A 24,557-nucleotide genomic window follows, 5' to 3' on the forward strand; every position below is an offset into this window, starting at 1 on the left:
GGAGGTTCTGATGGGAAGAGAAACCTTTACGGGCGACGTCGCATTCGAGGTGCGGGGCCACCTGGGGATCATCACGCTCAACCGCCCTAAGTCGCTGAACTCTCTGACTGGGCTCATGTGTGATTCTATCCGTGTGCAGTTGGAGGACTGGGCAGACGACCCCGCAGTGGCTCAGGTGCTCATTCGTGGCGCCGGTGACCGAGGCCTCTGCGCTGGGGGTGATGTGGCCAGCGTCTATCGAGAGATGGTGGAGCTTCAAGACCAAGACGGCGGCGGCTCTCTGCCAGATGGTCGCCCCGAATATCGGGCAAATTTCACGGCGGAAGGCTTCTTCGCCTCAGAGTATGGGATGAATCAGTACATCGCTCGGTATTCCAAGCCGTACATCGCTCTCATGGATGGTGTAGTTCTCGGAGGCGGTGTGGGGGTTTCCGCCCATGGCTCTCACCGTATTGTCACCGAGCGCAGCCGAATCGGAATGCCCGAGACCACCATCGGTTTCTCCCCAGATGTTGGTGGCACCTACCTCCTAGGCCGTGCCCCGGGACAGCTAGGCGTCCACGCAGGATTGACTGGGGTGCACTTATCAGCCGCTGACGCGATTCACCTCGGTCTGGCAGATTCACTCATAGCATCCGACTCGATTGACGCGTTGATACACGAATTGACCGTGGAGGATGTGGAGCGCGTCTTGCCCGAATTTCTCCGCGAACCCGAACCCTCCGCGTTGGAAGGTGCCGAATGGGTTAATGAGGCATACTCCCAGGAGAGCGTCGTCGAGGTTCTCCGGGTGCTGGATGACCTCGGTGAGCGTGTGCCGGAGGCAGCAGAGACGGCCCGCACCCTGCGCACTAAATCGCCCACTATGGTTCGTGTGGCATTCCGTGCGATCCGTGGGGCGCGGGAACTGGGATTGGAAGGTGCCCTCAGTCAGGAGTACACGATCGCTGTCCACGCGCTGCGCTCACACGACTTCCGAGAAGGAATCCGCGCTCAACTCATTGACAAGGACCGCTCACCCTCGTGGAGTCCGAGTTCGTTGGAGGCTGTTGATGAAGAGCTGGTCGACCATTACTTCACTCCTGTTCCGTCAAAAATTTTGACCTTTTCCTGAGCATCTACGGGTCCACTCTCAGGCCACGCATGCAACGTGGGGCCGCGAAGCTGGATATGATCTGGTCAGCGGTGTTTCTGCGCAGCGCCGCACGCAGTGGACTTGCTGCCAGAATCTGAGAGGACTCGTATGGAAGGCAGGGACGAACCCGCCCGCTCTGAGCCTGCCCAGCCGCTGCGCATTAGCTCTCCTGTGCTCATTCTTGGTGGGCCTTCCCCTGCGAGGAACGAACTGACCCAACGGTTGCGGAGTCTCGACGTCAAAGTGCTTCAGTCGGCCAGCGGCGCTGAGGCCCGACAGCTCCATGCCGAAGAGTCCCCGAGCCTATTGGTCGTTGATGCCAGGTTAGCCAGACGGGCCCCGGCGCTGGAGGATGCGGTCGATGACCTCCGATCGGGAAATGACGACACTGCCGTCTTGGCCTGGTTCGACGCCGACGCTCCCCAGGAGGACATCCTGACGCTTTGTCACCCCATTGATGACCATATGGTCGGTTCAATCGCAGTGGAGGAGTCCTTGAGGCGGCTGCATTTCCTCACCGGAAGGCTCCCCGCTCAACGGGATGGAGAACGACTCATTGTCGGAGATTTGGAACTCAATACTTCCGTCCGCACTGTGACTCGAGCCGGAAGAGACATTGACTTATCAGATACCGAATTTCGGCTACTGCGGCTCTTGATGCGTCATGCGCGCACAGTGCTTCCCAAATCTCAGATCCTCCAGGAGGTGTGGGAGTACGAGTTCGCCGGACAGGCCAATATTGTGGAGCTCTACGTCAGCTACGTGCGTAAGAAAATTGAAGCGGGCATGCCTCGCATGATTCACACAGTCCGTGGAGCAGGCTATGTGCTGCGTCCGGCACGACCAGCCGAAGCGACCGGAGAAGCGTCGGATTCTTAGTTCACGCTTGCGCGCAGGAACATTAGCGTAGTCGGCGAGAAGTGAAGAGAACACTCGCGCCCAGCGCAACAGCCAGTCCACCCAGCGCCGCAGCGCTGAATGCCGCACCGGTGCCGGTCCGCGCCAGAGAACCCTGCTCATTGCCGCTTTCCGCTTCAGGGGAGGGGTCCGTTTCCTCTGCACCAGCCGACGGGCCGGATCCGACCGCTCCATCCGATGGTGGAATGATGAGTTCGATCAGTCCAGGCATCCCCGGCACCGGGAGCAGCATAGAACCGGCGGGGGTCTGCTCTTCAACTGTGGCCGGCGCCCCAGGTGGTTGGACCGTGACTGTGGGCTGGCCGGAAGTGTTACCAGGCGCCGCCGAAGGTGTTTGAGCCGGATCCGCCTCCTCGAGCCCTGACTCCTGGGTCGGTGAGTCATCCGCTTCTGGCACGTTGTCCGCGCCTTCACCGTTTTCCGGTGTGGCGCTGTCATCCTCATCCGCAGGTGATGTTGTGGTTTGGGGGGGAGTGGGGGAGGTCTCAGCCGAGTCGGCGGCTGGTTCGACAGTGAAGGTCACCTGGGCCGTTCCATTTTCGTGGTCCGGTGCACTCGCGATGACGGTGAAGTCATCGGTTGTGGTTGTGGCCACTTCGGCAGGGGCTTCATAGACAAGCTGATTGCCATTGGTAGTGAGGTTTCCGCCGATCTGCGAGACGGAGTTTACCGACAGAGTCGCGCTGGACGGGTCCGTGTTGCAGGTGACAGTTGTGCTTTGGCCTGCTGTCACCGTGGCGTTGTAGCAGTTCACGGCCACGCCTTCAGGTGGCGGCGGTGTGGTCTCCCCACCAATATCTGTCTCGCCGTTATTCAGTTCGCGGTCCGGATCCGTCTCCGTAGGGGTCGGAGTAGGTTCGGAGGTGGCCGTCTCAGTGGGCGAAGGAGTGGGGCTTGAGTCTTCAACGTCCTCGTCGATCTCAACCTCGGCATCCTCGTCTTGGGTGCCTTTTGCGTCCTCGGTAGGTACTTCTGTTCCGTCCGGTTCAGGGGAGGCCAAAGCGACACTGGTAGTGCCCAGCATGAGCCCGACCGCTAGGGCTAGGGCAGAAAAAATGCGCACGGGAGAGCAAGTGGGTCCCCCTGCCTTTCCAGAAACCACAGAACCTAGTGTAGGGCATGCTTCAAACCGCCAGGTCAGCGGCGTCGCGAGTGGTTTGTGCTTTAGGTGAGGCGCTCTTCTGGTGAAGTAGTCAGAGCTGGGTCGTCCTGAGCCAGGTGGCCTACTACTGCGTCGATCGATTCCATGGCAGCCGAGTCCAAGGTGACGCCGGCAGCGGCAACGTTGGAGGCTATTTGGCCGGGCCGGGAGGCACCGACCAGAGCGGATGCCACATTGGGGTTCTGCAGTACCCAGGCGATAGCCAGCTGTGCCAAAGTCAGGTCGTGATCCTCAGCAATGGGCTTAAGTTTCTGGACCGCCTCGAGGATATCTTCGTTGAGATACCGCTCAATGAACCACGCGCCCCCTTCGGAGTCAGAGGCACGGGAGCCTTCTGGGAACGGCTCACCGGGCAGGTACTTGCCAGTGAGGGCTCCCTGCGCGATGGGGGACCAGACGATCTGGCTGATGCCCAACTCCTCAGAAGCTGGGACGACTTCAGGTTCGATGACTCGCCACAGCATGTTGTACTGCGGCTGGTTGGAGATGAGCTGGAATCCCAATTCCTTGGCGAGGGCGTGACCTGCCCGGAGCTGCTCGGCTGTCCATTCGGAGACACCAATGTAGAGAGCCTTTCCTGAGCGCACCACATCAGCGAAGGCTTGCATGGTCTCTTCCAGAGGGGTCTCATAGTCGAACCGGTGGGCCTGGTAGAGGTCCACATAGTCGGTTTGCAACCGCTTCAGCGAGGCGTTGACGGACTCCATAATATGCTTTCGGGAAAGCCCTGTGTCGTTGGGGCCACTCGGGCCGGTGGGGAAGTACACCTTGGTAAAGATCTCCAAGGACTCCCGTCGCTGACCACGCAGGGCGTCACCAAGAACCTGCTCGGCGACTGTGTTGGCGTAAACATCGGCAGTGTCAAAAGTCGTGATGCCAGCGTCTAGAGCGGCGTGAACACACTCGGTGGCGACGTCGTTCTCAATCTGTGACCCGTGGGTGAGCCAATTGCCGTAGGTGATTTCCGAGATCTTCAGTCCGCTGTTGCCCAAGTATCGAAATTTCATCTCCATACCCTATCGGTGCCTAGTGACCAGAACCATACAATCGAATCATGAGGATTGATGTGCTGGGCCCGGTGAGGCTTCGGGACGACGCCGGAGGCATCGTTGACGTGCCCGAGCGCAAGGTCCGTGCACTGCTGGTGTCTCTAGCAGCTTCCGTTGGAGAAACAGTCTCTGTCGATACTCTGATCGATCGGGTTTGGGGTGAGGACCTGCCCGCCAACCCGCGAAGGGTCCTGCAGGCCAAGCTGTCTCAGTTGCGGTCACTGCTGGATGCGGCCACTCCGGCTGGTCACAAGATATTGGTTCGAGAGCCAGGCGGTTACCGCCTCCGCGTTTCAGAAGAGAAGCTCGACGCCGCCGATTTCCGTCGCTTGGTCCGTAAGGCCCTGAGCTTGCCTGCTGATCAGAATCGGGTCCGTGCGTTGAAGGAGGCTCTGCAGTTATGGCGAGGGACGCCTTACGGCGAGTTTCGTGACGAGCTGTGGCTCGCATCTGATGTTGCTGAGTTGATGGAGGTTCGCCTGCAGGCGGTTGAGTTCTGCGCCGAAGCTCTGACCGCGGTGGGTGAAGCTGAGCAGGCTGTCTCTTTGGGGGTTCCACATGTGGCCGAGAACCCAGCCAGGGAAAGGCTCGTGGCCGCTCTGATGCTGGCCTATTACCGCAGTCGTCGCCAACCGGAAGCATTGGCCGCCTACGAACGGATGCGCAGTCACCTGGCAGAGGAGTACGGGGTCGACCCTGCCCCGGAGGTTCGGGAGCTCCACACAAGAATCCTTCAGCAGGATTCAGGACTAGACCCGCTGGCAGGTCAGGGCAGTAGCCCGGAATCGGCAGCACCTTCAGCGGCTGAACAGGACTCACCTGCAACACTTGGCGTTAGACGCCTGCCTGCCTACGCCTCGCCGTTCCTCGGGCGCGCTGAAGAAATCAAGACTGTTGGTGAGCTGCTTGCTGAACACCGATTGGTCACCTTGCTGGGCATCGGCGGTATCGGCAAGACCCGTTTGGCGGTCCAGGCCGCTCACACCGCCGCGGATCACCGCGCTGCTGAAGCATGGTTTGTGGACCTCTCCGAGGTCCCAGAGCGCACCTCTGAGTCGGTGCGCGAACCCGGGGATCGAATTGCACGCGTGGTGGCGGCTGCGCTGGACCTCTCAACGCCACGGCAGGGCGGTGGCGATCTCACAGAACGCATTGCCGCCGCGCTGGAGGCCAGGGATGTACTGCTGATCTTTGACAATTGCGAGCATGTGATCGATGAGGCCTCGATTCTCGTGAGCCAACTGCTGGTGCGGGTTCCCACCCTCCGCGTACTTGCCACCAGTCGGGAACCGATGGCTTTGCCGGAAGAACAGCGCTACGTAGTGCCGCGTCTGCCGGTCAACGGAGGTGCCAGTCCGGCTGTAGGTTTTTTCATCTCACGGGCGCGCACAGTGAACCCGGAACTGGAAGTCGACGAGGCCGCTCTCGAGGCTGTAGCAGAGTTGTGCCGCCGCTTGGACGGACTGCCCCTAGCTTTGGAGCTGGCTGCAGCCCGCACCAATGTCCTCTCCGTGGCTGAGCTCCTAGAACGGATCACAGACAGACTGGACCTGCTGTCCCGGCCAGGCCGCGCGGCTCCACGCCGACAGCAGACTCTCCGGGGCATGTTGGACTGGAGCTGGTCTTTGTTGGATGATCAGGAGCGCATCCTGATGCGCCGACTCTCCGTTCACCCGGTCACGTGGAAGCTCGATGTGATGGAGTCGATCTGCGCTGATTCTCCGCGACAGCCTGCGCCGCTGAAGGAAGCTCCCGGCGCGTGGAGTGCCGCTAAGGATTCGAGCCCTCGTGACTTCTTGTCGCGTGGGCGCGTTCTGCCGATTCTGGCACGCCTGGTGGAACGCAGTCTGGTGTCCACGGTGAACGTCGATGGCGAGATCAGGTACCGGCTGCTGGAGACCGTGGGAACCTACGCTTCTGAAAAGTTGGCTGAGGCCGGGGAGCGTGAAGCAGTGGAGCTGCGACACCTGTCCTACTATCGGAACCAGGTCGAGTGCGCCAGAGAATACCTCTTTGGCCCCCGCGCTCGAGACTGGGTGCGTTCCCTCGGCGAAGCTCGTCCGCACCTGTCACACGCACTACATGTGGCGCTGCACCGAGGGGACGGCGCTGACGCCGTAGCCCTCGTCCTGAACACGTTCTGGTACCGATGGATGACCGGCCACATCGACTCCATCATCGAAGAACTGCCTGCAGTGGTGGCCTGCGCCCAGCCCGGGGAAACGCCTGCTGACCAACACGCCTATGCTCAAGTGGCGGTGCTCGCCACGGTGCTGGAAGACCAGCAACTGGAAGGGCATATCGAGCGCGTTCTTGCCTCTTTGGACGGTTTCGCCGACGACGAGTCCGGGCTGCTAGCCAAAATGCAGGTCCAATGGTTCGCAGCCACTTGTCTGCTTGCCGAGGAGGAGTATCGGACACCCGGTGAGCGCCTGGCTGACGAAGCAATTCAACACCTGCTAGACGTGGGTGAGCTCGCAGGGGCAGCCTTCGCCTCCACCCAGCGGGACTGGTTTCTGTTGGAGTACTGGGGGATTTCGCCGAAAGGGTTACCCGACGGCCACGACGCGGAGCGCATTCTCCGGGACCACGGCGATGCCTACGGGCTGACCCAGGTGCTTGCAGTCCAGCATCTGTTGGCGGAGACCGAAGGCCGAACTGAGAATGCCCTCGAGCTCACCAATCAGGCCGCCGCGCTCAGTGCTGATCTTGGGCTCAACGGGGAGGTCGCCTATTGGCGATCGGTGCAGGCGGTCAATGCGCTTCGCAAGGGAGATCTCACAACGGCCGAATCACACCTGGAGAGTGCACGTGAACTGGCTCAACGCACCGCATTTGTCTTCGCTACCGCCTCAATCGAGGCAATGGAAGCTGTCGTGGCGCACACCAGGGGAGACTATGAGCGCGCTGCGGAACTCCTGGAAGGGTTCTCCGCCGAGGATCGTGCTGTTGCCAGCCGGGGGCTTGCTCGGTTCCTCGGCGAAGAGTCCCTTCCGACTGGCCTGCAATTCAGCCGATCCTGACGAAACGGCGCAGCAGCAACACCATCGACACCAGAACAGCGCTGGAGACGGCGTAGACCAGGTACCCGGACTGAGTTGTGGTCGTGAACGCGGTCTCCGCCGCTGATACCAGCAGGGCCCCCTCGTTCAGGCTGAGGTCTCGAACCACAGATGTGGGAACGCCGAAGTTCTCACCTGCGGCGGTCACGGCCTCTGCGGGCACCTCGCCGTCGACTTGGGCGGTGAGAACTCTCCGGTAGATCACCAGCGCGCCGGCGCCGAGGAAAGCCAGCGAGGAGGCCATACCAAGCCCGGCTGTGACATCTTGTACAGCCGTGGCTGAACCGGTTTTCTCTTCTGGGACTGCACTGATGAGCATCTGGGATACCAGGGTCATGAAGGGTGCGCCCGCAATCGAGATCAAGGTCAGTGCCGCAATGATGCTCAGCAAGCTCCCGCCAGGCAGCAGCAAGACCAGGAATCCTGAAGCTGTTCCAGCGATCGCGACTGTCGCCGCCAAGGGTAGCGCCTTCCTCCGCGCTCCCGCCAGAATCGGAGTGAGCATCGTGCCCGCAGTAGCACCCAAGGCCGGAGCCAGTAGCAACAATCCCGTCTGCAGCGGACTCATCCCACGGACCAACTGGAGGTACTGAGGCAGCAGCATATCGGCCATCGTCATGCCGAACATGGCGGTGAAGATCAGTATGAGCATGAGCCGGAAGGTGCGGTTGCGGAACAGCGCTAAGTCCAGCAGTGGGTTCGAGCTGGTGCGCTGGCGGCGGATGAATAGCAGCAGCAACCCAACTCCTAGACCTGCGGAGCCCAGGGGCAGACCGGCGAAGCCACCAGCTGCCAGCTCCTGCAAGCCGTAGACCAGGGCCAGGATCATCGCAATGGAGAGAACCACTGAGAGCATATCGATGCGCACGTGGCGATCAGCATGATTGCGTTCCAGAAGGAACGGCCCTCCGATGAATAGCACCGCTGCGATGGGTACGTTGATGAGGAAGACGGCGCCCCACCAGAAGTACTCTAAGACCAGTCCGCCGAAGGGTGGTCCGGCTGCCATGCCGCCGGCGAATGCTGCCATGTAGGCAGCGAAGGCCACGTTGTACTGCTTGGGGTTTCTAAAGGCCCTGCGGATCAGCACCATCCCCGCAGGAGTAAATGCTGCAGCAGCGACCCCCAGTAGCGCGCGACCCATGATGAGCATCTCTGCGTTGAGGGCGTACGCTGCGATCAGTGACGCCGCACCGTAGACCGCGACTGCCCCCAGCAACAGTCGGCGCGCCCCTATGCGTCTGGCCAGTAGGCCGAAGGTAATAATGGTTGCTGCACTGAGGAACTCGCCGATGTGCAAGATCCACAGCGACTGTGCCCCCACGGGCATGAGGTCGGAAACAATCGCGGGCATCGCTAGGTACAGGACAGTGATATCCGTGGAGAGCATAAACAGTGGAATGACCATAATGATCAATCCGGCCCACTGTCTCTTAGATGCTCGGGGCGCGTGACTACCAGAGGCATCCTGGTGATCGTCTGTCAGGTTGCCCATGCCGGAATCTCCTGATGCTGCTCTGCGGGTACCACGTCGAAGTCCATACCTGGGTAGGGGCGGTTTTCTCGGGCGTCGCGCAGCATTGGGGCCCACCAGGAGAGTTCATCCAGCACCTCGGTGGCTGGTGTGCGCAGTGCCGCGGAGTCCACCGGCCGTCCGTCGTGATCGAAGGTCTTCCAGAAGTTCGCCAGCGCAATGAAGCTCTTGGTGGTGACCGCAGGGAACTCAGGAAAGATGCCTCGTAGGTGTTCTATGGACGTGAGGCCGCCAGTGAAACCGCCGTAAGAGATGAACGACACCGGCCGCAGCGCCCATTCGCCGTAGAACCAGTCGATGGCGGTTTTCAGCGCGGCTGAGTAACTGCGGTTGTAGACCGGTGTGACGAGTACGAAGGCGTCGGCTGCTGCCAAGCGCTTGCCGAGTGCAGTAACGGCGGTTGGAGGCTCTCCGTCGGGGTCGTTGCCGCCGAGTTCCATGGGCAGGTCATAATCTGCCAGATCGATGAGATCGACCTTGAAGGTGCCGTGGCGTTCGGCTTCGGCGGCGAACCAGCGTGCTGGGGTGGGGCCGAAGCGGTCCGGGCGGATGCTTCCGACGACGATTGCGAGAGTAGGCGTGTTCATGAGTTTCTCCATTCGGCGCTTATTATGTGCTCTCTGATGATTGGTCGACGCCGTTCCGAAAAAGCTTTACAAAAGCTCCGGTAAGGGTTCGCTCCTAAGATGAGCCCATGCGTCTGCCTGCCGTTTACTCCGTGGACCGGTGCGAACAACTCGTGACTTGGGGAGAAGAGATGGTCGTTCGACACCAGAAGGTCGTGTTTCATGCCCCGTGACTTTCTCCGTGGGTTTACGCAGACTCCGCAAAAGGTGCTGGAGATCGCCAATGGGGACGCCGTCGAACCTGTCTGGCGCAATGAGCTGGGTGGTCTCACATTCCGGCTGCAGGGCAGTGGAAGCACCCGTTTCGTGAAGTGGCAGCCGCACTCTGGGGTACATCCCGCCCGCCGACAAGATGTCGATCTCACAGCGGAAGCCGAGAAACTCTCCTGGGCAGGACATTTCATCCGGGTACCACGAGTCGAAGATCAGGGTGAGAACGACGACGCCGCGTGGCTTGTCACCGAGGGAATCGACGGTGAGTCAGCTCATGCCAGGCGTTGGCGCGCGGACCCGGAGACCGCAGTCGTGGCAATCGCTGCGGGCCTGCGCCAGCTCCACGACACAGTTCCGGTCAAGTATTGCCCCTATATAGGCACATGGTTGGCCTCGAAACTGGATCGAGCCCCGGAGCCAGATCACTTGGTGGTCTGTCACGGTGACCCATGTGTGCCCAACACACTCATTGCCGAGGACGGGTGCTTTGCCGGACTTGTAGACCTGGCCCAGCTAGGGGTCGCTGACCGATGGGCTGACCTAGCCATCGCTACCTACAGCATCAGCTGGGACATCAACTTTGGCCGCAGCTACGACGAGCTTTTCTTCGAGGCTTATGGCCTCGAGGCTGATACGGAGCGCATCCGCGCCTATCGTCGTCTCTGGGACGAGCCGGACTAAGCAGCTCTCCTGTGGGCTGATCAAACCTTAAAAGCTCTGGCAGGTTATCCAATGGGTCCTTGTCACAGTGCCAGCGTCATAAACACGCTGTTGGGGTCCTCGGTGTAGTCACCGAATGGAGGGCACTCCGTGAAGCCGTGGGCATAGTAAAGAGACCGAGCGGGAGAGAAAAAGTCTTGGCTGCCGGTTTCCAGACTCACTCGTGAAAAATTCCGAGCGCGTGCCTGGCTGATGATGTGTTCAAGCATGAGGCGTGCCACGCCCCGGCCTCGCATGACCGGTACAGTCCGCATGGTCTTGATCTCGCCTTCTCCGTCCAAATCCTTGAGCGCTCCGCAGCCAGCGAGTCGCTCGTCAGCGTCGCTATGTGCCCAGACCGTCCAGAAAGACAGTCTTGGGTCACGCATTTTCGTGAGGTCGAGGGCGTGAACGCTGCACGCGGGGGAAGTGGCCCGCATTTCTTGAAGGTGGTCGGAGATAAGAGACCGGACTTCAGGAGATTCAAAGTCGCCAGGGGTAATCCGCATGAAACTATGATCTCGCGCGATTGTTACGGCGGAATCACGCATGTCGCCATATGAGGCGTGAATCCTTTTGTTGGGTGAGGTGCTTTGTACTCTGTATGCATGGCCATCTTTATCGACCCCCCGGTCTGGCCGGCGCATGAGACCGTGTTTTCGCACGTGATCTCAGATGTCTCGCTCCAAGAACTGCACCTGTTCGCCCGCAATGCAGCAATCAGCGACCGCGCCTTCGACCGCGACCACTACGATGTTCCGGCTCACCGGTTTGATGACCTCATCGCGTTGGGTGCAATACCAGTCAGCGGCCATGAGTTGGCGCGTCGGCTGTCAGGATCCGGGCTGCGGGTCAAGGCACGGGAACGCCCGGAGAAGGTGCGCCGCGGTCTGCTTCATCGTTGGCAGAAGCTTTCAGGACATGCCAATGACGACGCCGCCCGTGAGGCCTGGGAAACTGTGGGCCGCGACCTCTTGGCCCGTTGGAGTGAACCGCACCGGCACTACCACGCGTTGCCCCATCTTGTCTCAGTGCTTCGGGTCAGCAGCCTCCTGGAACGATCTGGTGAAGTGGGTGAGGTAGAGAGTCGGCTGGTGGCGCTGGCTGGATGGTTTCACGATGCTGTCTACGCCGGGGCGGCCGGACAAGATGAAGAGGACTCAGCGCAGTTAGCTCAGCAGCGTTTGGACACACTGCTGCCCGATGTGGAGATCTCTGAGGTCACTCGGCTGGTGAGGCTCACCGCCACTCATACCCCGCGGGCAGGCGACGTCGCCGGAGCGGTGCTGAGCGACGCGGATCTGGAGGTGCTTGGCCGCGATCGCGCTGAATATCGCCGCTACGCCACTCAAGTTCGCGCGGACTATGCTCATGTCCCAGAAGAGAACTTCTCTGCTGGTCGAGTACATGTGCTGCAGGGGCTCTTGAGCTCCACGAAGCTCTTCCACACTTCCACCGGCTACTCCCTGTGGGAGGCCGCTGCCAGACGCAATGTCGAGGCTGAACTGAACGAGCTCGAACGGGGTGGGTAACTCCATGACTGAGGCGGGACGGCGTAACCCACCTGCGAGCAGGCGGTCATAGGGTACTTGAATCTGATCTCTACGCAATGGACTGGAACCCTGTGGTTCAACGTGCGGACGCTGACATTCCCGACGAGGAGCGGTTCCATGTGACGGAGGATGTGAGGCAGGCCTACCGGGAAGGGAAGCTGCCCGCTGATGTGGTGACGGAGCAGGAGAAGCTGAGCCGGGCGGATGCCGTTATAGTGCAATTCCCCTTGTGGTGGTACGGAATGCCCGCGATCCTCAAGGGATGGTTCGACCGGATCTTCGTCAATGGCTTCGCCTTCGGCAAGGATGTAGAGACCGGGCAACGTCTCCGCTACGAACAGGGCCCTTTCACAGGAAAGCGCGCGTTGGTCGCAGTGACTCTGGGGGACCGTCCTGCTTCGATCGGCCCTCGAGGGAAAAGCGGAGAGATCGATGAGCTGCTGTTCGGCCTTCTGCACGGCACTTTCGCCTACACCGGGATGAGTGCCCTGGAACCGTGGGCGCTACTTACCATATCGCCTGGAGAAACTGGACTTTCTATCCACCGCGAAGATGGTTAGCCACACCGCCGATCTCACTCTCGAATCAGTTCTTTTGACCTCTCCGAGACGCTATTGCTCCGCGCGGCGAATAGTGGTCTCCAACCCGTCCAAAAGCAGCTGTAGCCCGAATTCGAAGCTCTCTTCCCAGGTGCTGTTGAACGTCTCGTTATCAAGGGCGGCCATCATCGGGAACCGTCCTGAGGTCATTTCTCTCTCAAGCGTGGGGACCTGGTAACCCCAGAACTCATCGTCGGTCATTCCGCTTTCCGAGGCCGCGTTGATCCACATCATCTCTTGGCGGACCGTCCCCTGGGCATATGAGTCCAAGACGGTGGCCAGGTCCATCTTGCGCTGGTCGCTTAGCGGCAGATCCTTCACTCCCGCCATAAACAGTTCTAGGTCTGCGACGCTATTGGGACCCAGGACGGGCCGGCTCCAATTGGCCTGCAGAGTCCACGGGTGATTCAAGTAGAGCCGCCGCCCCTCGTGCACCGTGGCGGTGAGGAACGTTCGCCAGTCTCCGCCGACCAACGAGAGCCGGTGCTGTGAGGGGCCGACCACGGAGTCGAGCATGAGGTTCAAAAGCTCAGTCTTGGACGGGACGTACCGGTACAGCGACATTGTTCCCACATCCAAGACACGTGCCAGTCTGCGCATGGACAGTGCTTCTAATCCTTCGGCGTCCGCTAAGGCGACTCCTGCTTCAACAATCTGGTCAAGCCTCAGCTTGGGCTTCGGGCCCTTTTCCGGCTCGGGGAGTCCGTTCCAGAGCAGCTGCAAGCTCCTCGTCAAAGGGTTCTGATCGTTCATTGCGCCTCCAGGAATTACACCCTTGTCTATTGCGCACACTGTACGCTAGTATTCTGCGTGCACAGTACGACGTACGGCGTACTAAGATATTGGAGAGGCGCGCAGATGACAGAACAACCAGCTGTGGTGGCACAAGGACTCATCAAGAGGTACAAGAGCAGCACAGCACTCGACGGTGTGGATTTGGAAGTTCCGCGCGGCACGGTCCACGGCCTGCTCGGACCCAATGGCGCCGGCAAAACCACCACTGTGCGAATACTGACCACATTGACCCACGCGGACGGCGGTAGTGCACGTGTGGCGGGCTGGGACGTTCAAACCCAGGCCCGAGAGGTTCGGCGGCGCATCGGCTTGACGGGTCAGCAGACAGCCGTTGATGACCTGATGACTGCTCGACAAAACCTCACGATGTTCGGCCGGCTTTTCCGCCTGAGCACTGCTGATGCTCAGCGCCGTGCCGACGAGCTCTTGAACACTTTCGGTTTGACCGACGCCTCCGGCCGGACCCCCAAGAAATTCTCAGGGGGGATGCGCCGCCGGTTGGACCTGGCGGCATCCATGATTCTGGCACCCGAGGTGCTGTTCCTCGACGAACCGACCACCGGCTTGGATCCAGCAGGGCGTCGGGAAGTATGGGAAGCGATCCGGCACCTTGCAGCACAGGGGACCACCGTCCTGCTGACGACCCACTACCTGGACGAGGCCGACAAGCTCTGTGACCGCATCAGCGTGATCAATCACGGTAAGAACTTCGTGGAAGACACTCCTGCAGGGCTTAAACGCAGGATCGGCGACGAGTGGCTCGAGCTTGTCGCCACAGATCCTTCCGAGGTGGAGCAGCTTGAACAGCTCATTAGGCGTGTCCTCGGTGCCGAGCCTGTCCTCGAGGACGCCGAGGCGCGGCTCAGTGTCTCCGTAAAAGACGGAGTGGCGGCACTGACTGCGGTAGCTGCGGAGATCAGTGCCCAACAGCTCGACATCGCTGATATTGGACTTCGGCGCCCAACTCTTGACGAAGCGTTTCTGCACCTCACCGCCCCTGCCGCGGAGACCACCCTGGAGGAGACCCGATGACAACAACCCCAACGACGACGCAAAAGGCTCATCACAAAGCCACGGGAGAGACATCCAGATCCAGGATGCTCTGGGGGATTCGCGACTGCTGGACCATTGTTCTTCAGGAGTTCACTCATCTGTTCCGCCAACCCTCGACCTTCGCCTGGCAGATCGGCTTCCCTGTGGTGATGGTGCTCATGTTCGTCTATGTCTTCGGCTCCGCAATGGACGTCACGGGTCAAGGGGCTGGTGAAGGATATGTGGACTTCGCTATGCCGGGCATGTTTGCGATGACGATGGCGCTTGGGTTCATGGACACTGCCTACGCTGTGACGCACAACAAGGAGAAAGGTTTCACGGACCGTTTTCGGTCTATGCCGATGTCTTCCTCAGCGCCGGTGACCGGACGGGCGGTTTCGGATGTGATTCGCGCAGGTATCGACCTGGTGGTCATTGCCGGGGTTGCCCTGTTGATCGGGTGGCGCTCAGGTGGCAGTCTCGGTGCCACTCTGGCAGCTTTCGCTCTATTGCTGTGGCTTCGCTTGGCGCTCATTTTTGTGGGCATCTTCCTTGGGCTGTGCATTAGGAACACCGAGACGGCGGGGATGCTCTTTGCCGTTGCATTTCCCCTGGGCTTCATCTCATCGGTCTTCACCCCACCAGAGATGATGCCCGGCTGGTTAGGAGCCATCGCCGCATGGAATCCAGTTTCATCAACAGCTACTGCGATCCGCGAGCTGTTCAATACTCCAGGCATCGAATATTTGGAACCTGCCTATTGGATTGACGGGCATGCCTTAGCGGCGGCGATCATCTGGCCTGCGGTGGTCATGGCGATCTTCGTGCCGCTGGCTGTGCGCCAGTTCAAGAGTCTCAGTCGATAGTGCCTCACGGGGAGATTGCGCTCAATGCCGTGCCAGGCGGGTGGCGTTTAGATGGTCGAAGGTTCGGCGGCATATTTCACGTAGTGTCCTCAGTGCTCTGAAGACCCAGCCCGCGTGTAGTACCGATTGCTACTCCGTAGTAACCTGGCCGTATGCATGTGATCTTCCGTACTCTGCTGATTCTGCTCAAGGCTCGACGCCGTCGCCGCACCACGCCTTGGGAAGCTGCGGAGATCACCCTGCGCGCTCTACCCACCGATGTCGACATTCTGATGCATATCAACAATGGTCAGTACTTCAGCCTGTTCGATCTAGGCCGTTTCGACATGATGGTCCGCTCCGGGTTGTGGGCAGGAGCCAAGCGACGGGGATGGAATCCGGTGGTCCAGGCCGAGCAGATCACGTTCCGCAAGTCAGTGAACTTCTGGACCAAATTCCAGATCTACACAAAGTTCATAGGTGTTGACGACCGCTGCTTCTATATTGAACACCGTGTGGTGGTGGACGGGGAGATCTACGTCCGGGCTCATGTAGCCGGCAGGCTCATCGGCAAGAACGGACCTGTGCCAATGGAGGAGATCTTGGAAATGGCGGCGGAAACCGGGCACCCCGTTCCAGAGAATTTCCAAGTGAGTGACGACCTCAAGGCATGGCGTCAAGACTTTGCGCTCCCTGCGTCCCGCAAGCCCGCACCACATATCAGTTTCTAAGCGGACGTTTCACGAGGGATCACGAAAGCCGTGCGCTGAAGCGATCGTTTGGCTAATGTTGAGCCATGGAGCTCACCGTCATCTCAATCCGCCGATACCCGGTCAAGGCCATGGGCGGAGAATCCTTGCCTTTCGTCGAATTGGACAAGCGAGGACTCGTTGGGGATCGCTGGTACGCGGTGACGGACCAGGACGGAAAACTCGCTTCTGGGAAGGACGGTTCCCGTTTCCGCCGCCACGACGCCGTTTTTGACTATCGTGCACAGACCGAGGACACCACGGTAAGAGTCACGGGACCCCGCGGCACTTGGGCAGTCGATGAGCCCAAGCTGCGTGAGGACCTGTCCGCAGTCATAGGCGCTCCAGTGTCAGTGAGTGGTGAAACTGAGGTACCCCACTATGACGGCGGGGCTGTCTCGATCATAGGGAGTGCAACTCTCGCCTGGATGGCACAGCAGTGGGGGATCAACGCTGACCCTCGGCGTCTGCGCGTCAATGTGGTCCTGCAGACGCAGAAACCCTTCATTGAGGAATCATGGACGGGTCAGAGCCTTGACATTGGGCAAGGCCCTGACGGTGCCGTGCGCCTGTCAGTTCAGCGACGAATTCCGCGCTGCCGAACTATTGACCTTGACCAAGATGGAGCTCAGGCGAAGGGTCGGCTTCTGAAACTTTTGGGCCAACACCGCGAGATGTGTGCTGCCGTTTACGCCGGCGTCGTCGTTCCCGGTCGCGTTACCGTCGGTGATTCAGTCCGGGTGGGTCATCCCACCCCGCAGGTACAATCATGACGACGATGATGTGGCTGCTTGTCGCAGTTTTTGCCGCCGTGCTGGTTGGTGGTGGTCTCCTGGCCCGTCGCAGAGAAGTTCGCATCAGAGAAGCCCACTCAGCAGCGCTGGAATGCAGAGATCAGGAACTCAGCCAGGTGAGGGAGGAATCGACGCAGCGAGCTGAGTCGAGCAACCATCAGCTCACTCTCGTTGAGCAGACCGCCAAGGCACGGGAGCAGGCGCTTTCCGGATACCTGGCGAAGGCCCTGGACTATGACCTGCGATCCCGCCACAGCATTCTGAATGCCTGCCATAGCGAACAGCTCGACGGCGTCCTGTTGAGCAACGTGGTCTTCCTGAGAAAGAACCGGGCCGTTGGGGGAGACCTCTACCGGAGGCAGATCGACCACGTGGTGGTCACGTCCGAGAAGGTGCTCCTGCTTGAGAACAAGGGATGGAAAGGGCTGGTCTTCGACGGGGTGCCTCCCGGAACCATACATCCGGATCTGGGGGCCGTAGTGGGTCCGTTGCCTTCGAAAGACACGTTCGCGGTTCATATCGGAGGCCAGGACCGGTCCATTCGTATTGCGGAGGAGGCTCCTATTGACCAAGCCGCGAAACAAGCCCGGGACCTGAAGAACATTGCAGCCGAAAGCGGCGTCGATGCAGGTTTCGTGGAGATCTGCGTGCTCTACTCGCACCCCCAAGTTCGCCTACATGCGCTGAGCCGTCAGGTCTCCAGAGGATGGCACGGACGAGTCATCGACCTACCCCAATTGGATCAGGTCCTCAGGGCTGGCTCCGGCGAGCGGCGGGTCGACGTCGAGCAGCTCACGGGCCTGTTGGAACCGCTAGCGGGTGACATTGCGGGCTTCGGGTCCTATGAGTCCACCTGGCCCTCACGTTTAGCGCCCCGGGTTCAAGTCAGTTGATAGGGGGACGGAGCAGTTCAGAGGCCCGACGCTGCGTGATCAACTAGACCTGACGGTCGCTGCGCCAACGGTGGTAAGCCATCACGGTCAGTATGCCCACCGCAACCCACCCGATGGCCACTGCGGCGCCAGTCATGATTGATGGGTCGGCGATGAAAGCTCCAATTGCCACTAGGGAGAACTGACCTGGGATGCAGGAAACCAAGCTCGCCAGCACATACGGAGTGTGTCTGACGCCGAACGAACCACTCCCATAATTGACCGGCCAGTAAGGGATACCCGGTATTAGCCGCAGCGTCGCTACTGCGTAGAATCCAGAGTCTCGAAGATGCTGCTCGACAGTGGCGCGATGCCTGCCCAGCAGCTTGATCATGGTGTGTTTGCCCAGGCCGCGGGCCACCCAATAAGCAATCCAGCAGCCCAACATGACTCCGACAACAGACAGAATGGTCCCTGCTGCCACGTCGAAGAGAATCCCACCAGCCACTGCCATGATTGTCACCGGGATAGGTGTGGTGGCTACCAACGCGTAGAGGCCAACGAAAGCAATCCATCCGGCCCATCCCAGAGCTTCGATGTTCCGCTGTATCACGTGAACAGGGGGGAGTTCCACATTGAATACGACCCACAGAAGCCCAAGCACCACGGCGCCTAGAGCTGTGTTGCGCAGAACTGAGACCCACCGCTCCTGATCATGGGCCGGGTCCTGCGGCTCATTGGGTTCGCTGGTCATGCAGGCCAGGCTACAGACGTGACAGAAGAGTCCACGGATTTCGGTTCCGTTGCGCAGCCGGGGGAACGGCGCGGTTGATCAGAACCCCAGAGCTCGTTTCCGGTTCACTTTCCGGGTTGCCCGTCTAATGGTGAACAGGGAGATGATCGTGCCTATGTAGAGGAATCCGATGGTGATGAGAAACAGAAAACCCTTGAGGAACTTGCCGAGATAGAAGTACTGCAGGCCAGCGAGGAAGAAGAACCCCAGTAAAGCCAGCACGAACGCCAGGCCGGGATCCTTCTGTGGGCCGTCAAAGTCTCGGTATGCCATGGCGTGAGTCTACCCCTGCTCAGGCGCGGTTGATCTCACGTAGGTGCCAGCCGAGCAGTCCCACCAGAATACCGGTCACGCCCATCCCCGTGAGAATCACGACAGAAGTCCATGACACGGCCTCGACGGGGTAGGGAGACAGGTGGCCGAAGATATTGAGTTCATGAAAGAACTGCGGAAGTTCCAGTAACTGGCCGAAATTGGCCATGATCGCTGAGTACCCGACGATGGCCCAACCCACACTGCCCGAGGCGCGAGGCAGCCAACCGAAGAACGCGACGACGATGCCCACCACTGCTAGGACGGCAGGTGCCTGATGGACACATGCTGCCAACAACTCGACGAAGAATCCCTCGCTATTGCCCTGCAGGACCGCAACTGCCCCTACCCCCATCAGTGACCCGACGGCAACAAGTACGGTGGCGATGCCCAGAAGGAGGACGGTGACATGGGCTCCCAGCCAGGTGACTCGGCTCATTGGTGTGGACAGTCCCAGCTCAGCCCTTCCATGGGTCTCCTCGTTGCGCAGTTGCTGCATTGCGCCGACCACCATAGCCGCCACGAACACGGCGACGAATAGCGCAGCGTACGCCAGATAACCCTTGACCATGTCTTCGCCAGCGAAAATCTGCGCCATCTCTTGGGGAAGATCATCAGCGGCATCGACCATAGTCTGGGCGAAGCTGCCAAACATGAGCCCGGTCAGGATCAGTGCGATACCCCACCCGCGCAGGGTGCCCTTGAGTGTGTGGAAGGCCAATCCCAAGGGAGATCCCAAAGTCGGGCGAGCGTTCGGCCGACCCGGTCGGGTAGGCAACAGGCTGGCTCCCAGATCGCGTCGAGCAGAGAGTGAAAAGCTCAACCACAACAGCAGAATGGTCCCGCCGACCGTGAGGAGCAGCGGCCACCAACGATCGTCTACATAGGGGGCGGTCTGTTGGGACCAAGCAAGAGGTGAAAACCAGGAGGCCGCGCTGCCACCAGGCTCTGCTGCGTCCCCTCCCATTCGTATGAGGAAAGCAACGCCAATAGCGCCACCTGCTGTTGCTGCAGCCCCCCGCGAGGTTTCACACAGTTGGCTGGTGACCGCGGCTACGCCGGCGAAGAACAAACCGACGACGAAGCCTCCGAGGGCCACCAGAGCGGAACCGATAGCGGCGTATCCCGCTGTGAAGGCAGCCATCCATACCAATGCTGCCACCACTGCGTTCGCTGCACCTGTCAGGACCAGTGTTGCCGTCAGCGTCGAATGTCTGCCCACAACGTTTGCCCTGATCAGCTCTGCCCTACCGGTCTGCTCTTCCATCCTGGTATGGCGGACCACGGTGAAGGCGCTCATGAGCGCGATCAGGATATAGAGGTACAGAACGTAACCGCTGGCGAAGAACCGTTCATGAGTAGGCTCTTCCATCCCAAATCCGGGTCCCGACATCATTCTTCCGACTGGATCGGCGAACATGATGGTCAGGGAGCGGAGCTCATCGGCTGACTCGGCGATGACTTGGATGGCGTGGGCGAAGTAGAAGGCCGCCACTCCGATGCCCACCACCCACGCGTTGGTGCGAATGCGGTCCCGGCGGAGCATGAATCGTAAGAGGGCACCGGTGCCGGAGAGCGTGTGGTCATGCTTGAGCTCGATCGCCGTCATGAGGGCACCTCATGGGAGTAGTGCCGCATGAGCAGCTGCTCAAGTGTGGGCGGATGCGCCACAATCGACTGCGTCTGCAGCCTGGTCAGGCGAGCCATCACATCCTGAATATGTTCGGCATCGACTTCGAAGAGACTGCGCGCGCCCGATGTGCGGATGTTGTGAACGTAGCTCAGGCCAACTAGGGCTTCGACAGAATGCGTAGTCTCCACCTCAAAGGTAGTCCTTGTCATATGCCGCAACTCTGCGAGTGTTCCCGATTCCACTACGCGGCCTGCGCGGATGATGGAGAGCCGGTCCGACAACGCCTCTACCTGGGCAAGTATGTGGCTGGAGAGCAGCACTGACCGCCCCTTCAGACGCTCCTCCTTGATGATTTCTTGGAATTCGGCCTCCATAAGCGGATCCAAACCTGAGGTCGGTTCGTCGAGGAGCAGCAGATCGACATCCGATGCCAGCGCCGAGATCAGTGCGACTTTCTGACGATTGCCTTTGGAGTAGGTGCGTGTCTTCTTCCGCGGGTCCAGGTCGAATCGTTCTACGAGCTCGTTTCGGCGCGTTCTGGTGTGTGCATACTGACCGCGCAACCGCAGGAACATGTCGATGACCTCACCTCCGGTGAGGTTCGGCCACAATTCAACATCCCCCGGAACGTACGCCAAGCGCCGGTGCAATGCGACCGCGTCATGCCATGGATCGCGGTTGAAGATTCGCACCGTTCCAGAGTCTTGGCGCATGAGCCCGAGCAGGATGCGCATCGTCGTTGATTTGCCGGAGCCGTTGGGCCCCAGGAAACCGTGCACTTCGCCGGGTGCGATTTCGAGGCTGAGATCGTCTAATGCTCTGACTGCGCCGAAGGTCTTCACCACGTTGTGCGCAGAGATGACGGAATTCTGATTGCTCATCGGTCTGTTCCGCTTCTCTGTGGAGTCGCTGGGACTGCTGACTCGGCCCCGGGAGCGTCTTCGGGCACATCATTGTGGATGTCCCGGTCGAATGCTTCTTGGGACTCCATCAGCTCGCGGTACTTCTCCGCATTGATGACCGGCTGGGTGTGTACCTCCAGCACGGCGGCCATATAGGGCAGAAGATCCTTGGGGTCCCCATCCAGGGGGCTGACGCCGAACTCACGTTCCATCTGCTTGTGCAACATGAGGGCGCCGAAGGAATGTAGGAAAATCACCACAGCTCGATGCCTGGGATTTTTGCTTGGGTGGACCAGTCCTAGGCTCTCAGCCTCCGCCAGGTAGTCGAGTGAATCTTCGATCATCCGGTCGAAAAGCTCGTCCATGTTCGGACCACCGGCGGCGAACGCCTGGATCATGTATTTCAGCAGATGCCGATTGGCGTAAATGGCATCCAGGGCATAGTTGCGCGGCATGGGGCCTTTGAAGCGGACAGACTCTGTTTTTGATTTCCGGAATTCCTCGGCGACATGGCGATCACACGCGGTACGGAGTCCAGCCTTGGACTGGTAGTGGTGGATGACCAGCGGAGCGGAAACACCAGCATGTGCGGCGATGGCTTTGAGGCTGACCTCTTGGAAACCGTGTTCGCCGAAGAGATCTATAGCGGACTCGAGGATTCTGGATCTGGCATCCGCTGCCGGAGGACCAGCGTTGCCTCCGGCACTGTGTCCTTGCGATCCGCGTGATGCTCCGTACTTGTAGACCACCAGAGTGACCCCATTCCGCAGACGAGACAATGGGCGTCTGAACGGTTGTTCAGTCCGTACTAAGAACGGTAGCTGAACGGGTGTTCAGGCCACAATAGGGCTGAACACCAGGGGTTTGATGTTCAGCCGTGGGTGGCAGCGTCCGCGCTGCGTCCTCCGGGTATCAGCCGGTCGAGGGCCTCCTGCATGTGCTCCTCAATGGCACCAGCGAAAGCATCAGAGTCCCCTGAGGCGATGGCCTCGGTGATGCGACGGTGTTCTGCCACCTGGTCCTCGGGATCCCGGTATGTCCCCTGCAGCGCTGTCAGGCACATGCGGGTCTCTACCATGAGTGTCTGGTGCATCCGCTGCAGCCGTGGACTGCCCGCGCTGCTGACCAAGACCTCGTGAAAATGCAGGTCAGCGTCTGAGAGGTCGTCCAGCGCGCCGCTTTCGGCAGCGGACTGCATGGCCTCATAGGCGGACCTGAGTGCAAGCACTGCCCGTTGTTGGCGTTGTCGGATGATGGTGCGCCCCGCCGCAGTTTCAATGGCGGTGCGGGCTGCGTAGAGGTCCCGGACCTCATGCGCATCCAGTTCTTTGACGAAGAGGCCGCGGTGCGGTTCGGCACGCACCAGTCCCTCCTGTACTAGGCGCTGGGTAGCCTCACGAAGTGGGCCGCGGCTGACCCCGAACTCGGCCGCAAGGGTCGCCTCAGACAATTGAGTGCCGGGTCCCAGCCTGCCGAACATAATGGCCTCGCGCAGTTGGCGGGTGATGAGTCCGGCGGTGGACTCCCGGTTGACCCGCTTGAACGGCTGAGGGCTGGACATTCATGCTCCGATCGATGGATTGTTGACAATCGATTCTAGACGGCCCGCGGCTGCGCTGCGTTCAACGGGTCGAAAAGTGATCCCAGTCCCGGCAGCGTGGGCTGTTCCACTCCAGCGATTCGCATACCCTCCCATATGGTGACCTGGTTGGCCGTGAGTACGGGTTTACCCAGTGATTGTTCAAGGTCCGCTACCCATGCAAGCGAGTGCATAGCGGTATCCGGAACGAGTATTGCCTGGGCTTGTGGCAGATCCACGTTTCGGATCATCGCGAGGAGATCCTCACGGGCCATGTGGCCTACCGCGGCGGCGGTGAACACTCCTTGGGCTTGGAAGTTCACCACTTCGATGCCACCGGCACGAAGGAATTCTTGAAAATGTGCAGCGAGAGTCTCTGGGTAGGAGGCGGCCACGGCCACCCGTTGCACTCCGAGTGTGTCCACGGCCCGGGCAAAGGCCAGCGACGTTGATGAGACGGGCCGTCCAGTCGCTTCAGCCAATTGGTCCACCTGTCGATGTGCGCCGTGCCACCCGTAGACGAAACTGCCTGATGTGCAGGCCCACATCACCGAATCGACCTCGTGTTCGGCCAGCAGTCGTTCAGCTCCCTCACTCAACCGGGCGTGTGAGCCCGTTTCGAACAGAGCTTCAGGTGTGTGTTCGTCCACGCCGATGGTCGTAATAGTGACGGGCAGCCTCACAGACGCGCTGGCGGCGTCGTCCCTCAACCTGGCTTCAAGGGCAGGGTAATCATCCTCTGCCGCGTGGCCCGGATAGAGAATGCCGACCGTTACTGCGTCGCTCATACCGGAGGCGCTCCTTCCCGGTCCGCTGTGTCAACTGGTTCTGGGGTCACGTTCGCACACGCCCGGAGTGCTGACCCGGGTCCGAAGTAGTCCCGTTGAGCACGTCTGAGTGCAGCCCAGATGGTCGCCTGGTTAGCCGAGATCACTGGTTTGCCGAGATCCTGCTCCAGCTGGTCGAGAATTTCATACGTCGGCAGATTTGTGCAGGAGACCACGACCGCTTCAGCGTCATCGGAATCCGCACGCCGAACCAGGTCGTACGTGGTCTGCCAGGGCACGGTCCAAATGCGACCAGTGAGCCCAAGATTGGCCGTGTGCACTAGCTTGACCCCAGCCTCGGCAAAAAACTGGCCAAACAGTGCCCCAATAGCCTCGTCATAAGGAGTTGCAGCGGCGATTGTAGTGATCCCCAGAGCGTGAACGGCCTCTAGGAGAGCTCCTGAAGTTGTCACCGCGCTCGGAGTCCGCTTACGCACAGGAACGGGGTGCTCCTGTGGGTAGACATGCGCTGACTCCACCGCGTAGGCCGCATCTGATGCTGCTTTCCTGCCGGCTTCGGCTATGGCGTGCAACAACCGACGTTCACCAGCCAGACCTCGGACAAAACTGCCGGATGTGCAGCCGTACACGTACCCAGAAGGGTCAGTCGCTGACACGGCCTGCACCGCAGCGGTAATCAATTCTGGGCGGGAAATCTCGCGAGCCTGCTGCACAGTGACAGCCAGGGGTTCGAACGGCGTTCGGGTGAACAGCAGGTCAAGCTGGTCGAACCCAAAAGTGTCCCGGGAGAACTGCCGCAGCTCACGGTCCAAAGCCATGTCATAGGGCACGACGACGCCCATGGGAACCGCCAGTGGAGACTGTTGAGGTTGGTGTGCCGGTGTCATGTATACCCCTTGAATGACGGCGACAA

25 protein-coding genes are annotated in these 24,557 nt (G+C 60.2%); 11 read left to right on the forward strand and 14 right to left on the reverse strand.

Translation table 11 applies throughout. The features are described 5' to 3' along the window. Window positions 1-10 precede the first annotated feature (10 nt). On the forward strand, window positions 11-1,114 hold the full coding sequence (locus tag FEF26_RS07405; protein WP_138252904.1) for an enoyl-CoA hydratase/isomerase family protein: 1,104 nt from the start codon (window positions 11-13) through the stop codon (window positions 1,112-1,114). 129 nt (window positions 1,115-1,243) lie between these two features. Continuing rightward, window positions 1,244-2,014, forward strand: a complete 771-nt coding sequence (locus FEF26_RS07410; RefSeq protein ID WP_138252905.1) for a winged helix-turn-helix transcriptional regulator — start codon at window positions 1,244-1,246, stop codon at window positions 2,012-2,014. Window positions 2,015-2,036: 22 nt separating this feature from the next. On the opposite strand, the gene FEF26_RS07415 is transcribed toward FEF26_RS07410, so the two are convergent. Continuing rightward, window positions 2,037-3,116, reverse strand: a complete 1,080-nt coding sequence (locus tag FEF26_RS07415) for a prolipoprotein diacylglyceryl transferase (RefSeq protein ID WP_138252906.1) — start codon at window positions 3,114-3,116, stop codon at window positions 2,037-2,039. A 101-nt stretch (window positions 3,117-3,217) separates the two neighbouring features. After that, entirely contained in the window at window positions 3,218-4,222 is a 1,005-nt protein-coding gene (locus FEF26_RS07420; RefSeq protein ID WP_138252907.1) for an aldo/keto reductase family protein, read from the reverse strand. Window positions 4,223-4,269: 47 nt separating this feature from the next. On the opposite strand from FEF26_RS07420, the gene FEF26_RS07425 reads away from it, so the two are divergent. Further along, a complete protein-coding gene (locus FEF26_RS07425; RefSeq protein WP_138252908.1) occupies window positions 4,270-7,287 on the forward strand; it encodes an AfsR/SARP family transcriptional regulator in 3,018 nt (1,005 codons plus the stop codon). Here FEF26_RS07425 and FEF26_RS07430 read toward each other — a convergent pair. Further along, window positions 7,274-8,821: an MFS transporter gene (locus FEF26_RS07430; RefSeq protein ID WP_138252909.1), complete on the reverse strand. Its 1,548-nt coding sequence runs from the start codon at window positions 8,819-8,821 to the stop codon at window positions 7,274-7,276. The two genes, FEF26_RS07425 and FEF26_RS07430, sit on opposite strands and share 14 nt — an antisense overlap. After that, the gene (locus tag FEF26_RS07435; RefSeq protein ID WP_138252910.1) at window positions 8,809-9,447 is read right to left on the reverse strand and encodes an NADPH-dependent FMN reductase; all 639 of its coding nucleotides are present in this window, start codon (window positions 9,445-9,447) and stop codon (window positions 8,809-8,811) included. The genes FEF26_RS07430 and FEF26_RS07435 overlap by 13 nt, the downstream gene beginning before the upstream one ends. 201 nt (window positions 9,448-9,648) lie before the next feature. On the opposite strand from FEF26_RS07435, the gene FEF26_RS07440 reads away from it, so the two are divergent. After that, entirely contained in the window at window positions 9,649-10,380 is a 732-nt protein-coding gene (locus FEF26_RS07440) for an aminoglycoside 3'-phosphotransferase (protein ID WP_138252911.1), read from the forward strand. A 62-nt stretch (window positions 10,381-10,442) separates the two neighbouring features. Here FEF26_RS07440 and FEF26_RS07445 read toward each other — a convergent pair whose 3' ends face one another. Next, window positions 10,443-10,907 (reverse strand): GNAT family N-acetyltransferase, encoded by a 465-nt coding sequence (locus tag FEF26_RS07445; RefSeq protein WP_138252912.1) that lies wholly within the window; start codon window positions 10,905-10,907, stop codon window positions 10,443-10,445. Between the two features lie 99 nt (window positions 10,908-11,006). Here FEF26_RS07445 and FEF26_RS07450 point away from each other — a divergent pair, with 99 nt between their 5' ends. After that, on the forward strand, window positions 11,007-11,930 hold the full coding sequence (locus FEF26_RS07450) for a DUF4031 domain-containing protein (protein ID WP_138252913.1): 924 nt from the start codon (window positions 11,007-11,009) through the stop codon (window positions 11,928-11,930). A gap of 77 nt (window positions 11,931-12,007) precedes the next feature. After that, on the forward strand, window positions 12,008-12,511 hold the full coding sequence (locus FEF26_RS07455) for an NAD(P)H-dependent oxidoreductase (RefSeq protein WP_243730477.1): 504 nt from the start codon (window positions 12,008-12,010) through the stop codon (window positions 12,509-12,511). Window positions 12,512-12,562: 51 nt separating this feature from the next. On the opposite strand, the gene FEF26_RS07460 is transcribed toward FEF26_RS07455, so the two are convergent. Further along, on the reverse strand, window positions 12,563-13,303 hold the full coding sequence (locus FEF26_RS07460) for a TetR/AcrR family transcriptional regulator (protein ID WP_138252915.1): 741 nt from the start codon (window positions 13,301-13,303) through the stop codon (window positions 12,563-12,565). Between the two features lie 105 nt (window positions 13,304-13,408). Here FEF26_RS07460 and FEF26_RS07465 point away from each other — a divergent pair, with 105 nt between their 5' ends. From FEF26_RS07465 to FEF26_RS07485, 5 genes are all read left to right on the forward strand, one after another. After that, window positions 13,409-14,377, forward strand: coding sequence for an ATP-binding cassette domain-containing protein (locus tag FEF26_RS07465; RefSeq protein ID WP_138252916.1), 969 nt, complete (start codon window positions 13,409-13,411; stop codon window positions 14,375-14,377). After that, on the forward strand, window positions 14,374-15,243 hold the full coding sequence (locus FEF26_RS07470) for an ABC transporter permease (protein ID WP_138252917.1): 870 nt from the start codon (window positions 14,374-14,376) through the stop codon (window positions 15,241-15,243). Before FEF26_RS07465 ends, FEF26_RS07470 begins: the two co-directional genes overlap by 4 nt. A gap of 152 nt (window positions 15,244-15,395) precedes the next feature. Beyond that, window positions 15,396-15,953: an acyl-CoA thioesterase gene (locus tag FEF26_RS07475; protein ID WP_138252918.1), complete on the forward strand. Its 558-nt coding sequence runs from the start codon at window positions 15,396-15,398 to the stop codon at window positions 15,951-15,953. A gap of 65 nt (window positions 15,954-16,018) precedes the next feature. Next, window positions 16,019-16,744 carry an MOSC domain-containing protein gene (locus tag FEF26_RS07480; protein WP_138252919.1) on the forward strand — a complete coding sequence of 242 codons (726 nt, stop codon included), beginning with the start codon at window positions 16,019-16,021 and terminating at the stop codon, window positions 16,742-16,744. Continuing rightward, the gene (locus FEF26_RS07485) at window positions 16,741-17,658 is read left to right on the forward strand and encodes a nuclease-related domain-containing protein (protein WP_138252920.1); all 918 of its coding nucleotides are present in this window, start codon (window positions 16,741-16,743) and stop codon (window positions 17,656-17,658) included. Before FEF26_RS07480 ends, FEF26_RS07485 begins: the two co-directional genes overlap by 4 nt. Before the next feature lie 43 nt (window positions 17,659-17,701). On the opposite strand, the gene FEF26_RS07490 is transcribed toward FEF26_RS07485, so the two are convergent. The 8 genes from FEF26_RS07490 to FEF26_RS07525 form a co-directional block, all read right to left on the reverse strand. Next, a complete protein-coding gene (locus FEF26_RS07490) occupies window positions 17,702-18,391 on the reverse strand; it encodes a TVP38/TMEM64 family protein (RefSeq protein ID WP_138252921.1) in 690 nt (229 codons plus the stop codon). A 78-nt stretch (window positions 18,392-18,469) separates the two neighbouring features. After that, window positions 18,470-18,703, reverse strand: coding sequence for an NINE protein (locus tag FEF26_RS07495; RefSeq protein ID WP_138252922.1), 234 nt, complete (start codon window positions 18,701-18,703; stop codon window positions 18,470-18,472). A 19-nt stretch (window positions 18,704-18,722) separates the two neighbouring features. Further along, complete coding sequence (locus FEF26_RS07500; protein WP_138252923.1) at window positions 18,723-20,351, reverse strand: ABC transporter permease; 1,629 nt, start codon at window positions 20,349-20,351, stop codon at window positions 18,723-18,725. Further along, entirely contained in the window at window positions 20,348-21,256 is a 909-nt protein-coding gene (locus tag FEF26_RS07505; RefSeq protein WP_138252924.1) for an ABC transporter ATP-binding protein, read from the reverse strand. Before FEF26_RS07505 ends, FEF26_RS07500 begins: the two co-directional genes overlap by 4 nt. Then, window positions 21,253-22,026 carry a TetR/AcrR family transcriptional regulator gene (locus tag FEF26_RS07510; protein ID WP_166432952.1) on the reverse strand — a complete coding sequence of 258 codons (774 nt, stop codon included), beginning with the start codon at window positions 22,024-22,026 and terminating at the stop codon, window positions 21,253-21,255. The genes FEF26_RS07505 and FEF26_RS07510 overlap by 4 nt, the downstream gene beginning before the upstream one ends. A 122-nt stretch (window positions 22,027-22,148) precedes the next feature. Beyond that, window positions 22,149-22,838 (reverse strand): GntR family transcriptional regulator, encoded by a 690-nt coding sequence (locus tag FEF26_RS07515; protein WP_138252926.1) that lies wholly within the window; start codon window positions 22,836-22,838, stop codon window positions 22,149-22,151. 35 nt (window positions 22,839-22,873) lie between these two features. Next, window positions 22,874-23,644 (reverse strand): maleate cis-trans isomerase family protein, encoded by a 771-nt coding sequence (locus FEF26_RS07520; protein ID WP_138252927.1) that lies wholly within the window; start codon window positions 23,642-23,644, stop codon window positions 22,874-22,876. Beyond that, window positions 23,641-24,531, reverse strand: coding sequence for a maleate cis-trans isomerase family protein (locus FEF26_RS07525; RefSeq protein ID WP_208012869.1), 891 nt, complete (start codon window positions 24,529-24,531; stop codon window positions 23,641-23,643). Before FEF26_RS07525 ends, FEF26_RS07520 begins: the two co-directional genes overlap by 4 nt. Window positions 24,532-24,557: the final 26 nt, after the last annotated feature.

The organism is Nesterenkonia salmonea (assembly GCF_005771525.1).
Classification (GTDB): Bacteria; Actinomycetota; Actinomycetes; order Actinomycetales; family Micrococcaceae; genus Nesterenkonia; species Nesterenkonia salmonea.

Excerpts from the sequence above, each read along its gene's own strand:
- FEF26_RS07450 (WP_138252913.1), top strand. The coding sequence starts at position 11,007 with ATGGCCATCTTTATCGACCCCCCGGTCTGGCCGGCGCATGAGACCGTG.
- FEF26_RS07420 (WP_138252907.1), bottom strand. The coding sequence starts at position 4,222 with ATGAAATTTCGATACTTGGGCAACAGCGGACTGAAGATCTCGGAAATC.
- FEF26_RS07520 (WP_138252927.1), bottom strand. The coding sequence starts at position 23,644 with ATGAGCGACGCAGTAACGGTCGGCATTCTCTATCCGGGCCACGCGGCA.
- FEF26_RS07500 (WP_138252923.1), bottom strand. The coding sequence starts at position 20,351 with ATGACGGCGATCGAGCTCAAGCATGACCACACGCTCTCCGGCACCGGT.
- FEF26_RS07515 (WP_138252926.1), bottom strand. The coding sequence starts at position 22,838 with ATGTCCAGCCCTCAGCCGTTCAAGCGGGTCAACCGGGAGTCCACCGCC.
- FEF26_RS07505 (WP_138252924.1), bottom strand. The coding sequence starts at position 21,256 with ATGAGCAATCAGAATTCCGTCATCTCTGCGCACAACGTGGTGAAGACC.
- FEF26_RS07475 (WP_138252918.1), top strand. The coding sequence starts at position 15,396 with ATGCATGTGATCTTCCGTACTCTGCTGATTCTGCTCAAGGCTCGACGC.
- FEF26_RS07455 (WP_243730477.1), top strand. The coding sequence starts at position 12,008 with ATGGACTGGAACCCTGTGGTTCAACGTGCGGACGCTGACATTCCCGAC.
- FEF26_RS07470 (WP_138252917.1), top strand. The coding sequence starts at position 14,374 with ATGACAACAACCCCAACGACGACGCAAAAGGCTCATCACAAAGCCACG.
- FEF26_RS07525 (WP_208012869.1), bottom strand. The coding sequence starts at position 24,531 with ATGACACCGGCACACCAACCTCAACAGTCTCCACTGGCGGTTCCCATG.
- FEF26_RS07490 (WP_138252921.1), bottom strand. The coding sequence starts at position 18,391 with ATGACCAGCGAACCCAATGAGCCGCAGGACCCGGCCCATGATCAGGAG.
- FEF26_RS07485 (WP_138252920.1), top strand. The coding sequence starts at position 16,741 with ATGACGACGATGATGTGGCTGCTTGTCGCAGTTTTTGCCGCCGTGCTG.
- FEF26_RS07440 (WP_138252911.1), top strand. The coding sequence starts at position 9,649 with ATGCCCCGTGACTTTCTCCGTGGGTTTACGCAGACTCCGCAAAAGGTG.
- FEF26_RS07465 (WP_138252916.1), top strand. The coding sequence starts at position 13,409 with ATGACAGAACAACCAGCTGTGGTGGCACAAGGACTCATCAAGAGGTAC.
- FEF26_RS07405 (WP_138252904.1), top strand. The coding sequence starts at position 11 with ATGGGAAGAGAAACCTTTACGGGCGACGTCGCATTCGAGGTGCGGGGC.
- FEF26_RS07425 (WP_138252908.1), top strand. The coding sequence starts at position 4,270 with ATGAGGATTGATGTGCTGGGCCCGGTGAGGCTTCGGGACGACGCCGGA.
- FEF26_RS07445 (WP_138252912.1), bottom strand. The coding sequence starts at position 10,907 with ATGCGGATTACCCCTGGCGACTTTGAATCTCCTGAAGTCCGGTCTCTT.
- FEF26_RS07430 (WP_138252909.1), bottom strand. The coding sequence starts at position 8,821 with ATGGGCAACCTGACAGACGATCACCAGGATGCCTCTGGTAGTCACGCG.
- FEF26_RS07480 (WP_138252919.1), top strand. The coding sequence starts at position 16,019 with ATGGAGCTCACCGTCATCTCAATCCGCCGATACCCGGTCAAGGCCATG.
- FEF26_RS07435 (WP_138252910.1), bottom strand. The coding sequence starts at position 9,447 with ATGAACACGCCTACTCTCGCAATCGTCGTCGGAAGCATCCGCCCGGAC.
- FEF26_RS07410 (WP_138252905.1), top strand. The coding sequence starts at position 1,244 with ATGGAAGGCAGGGACGAACCCGCCCGCTCTGAGCCTGCCCAGCCGCTG.
- FEF26_RS07460 (WP_138252915.1), bottom strand. The coding sequence starts at position 13,303 with ATGAACGATCAGAACCCTTTGACGAGGAGCTTGCAGCTGCTCTGGAAC.
- FEF26_RS07495 (WP_138252922.1), bottom strand. The coding sequence starts at position 18,703 with ATGGCATACCGAGACTTTGACGGCCCACAGAAGGATCCCGGCCTGGCG.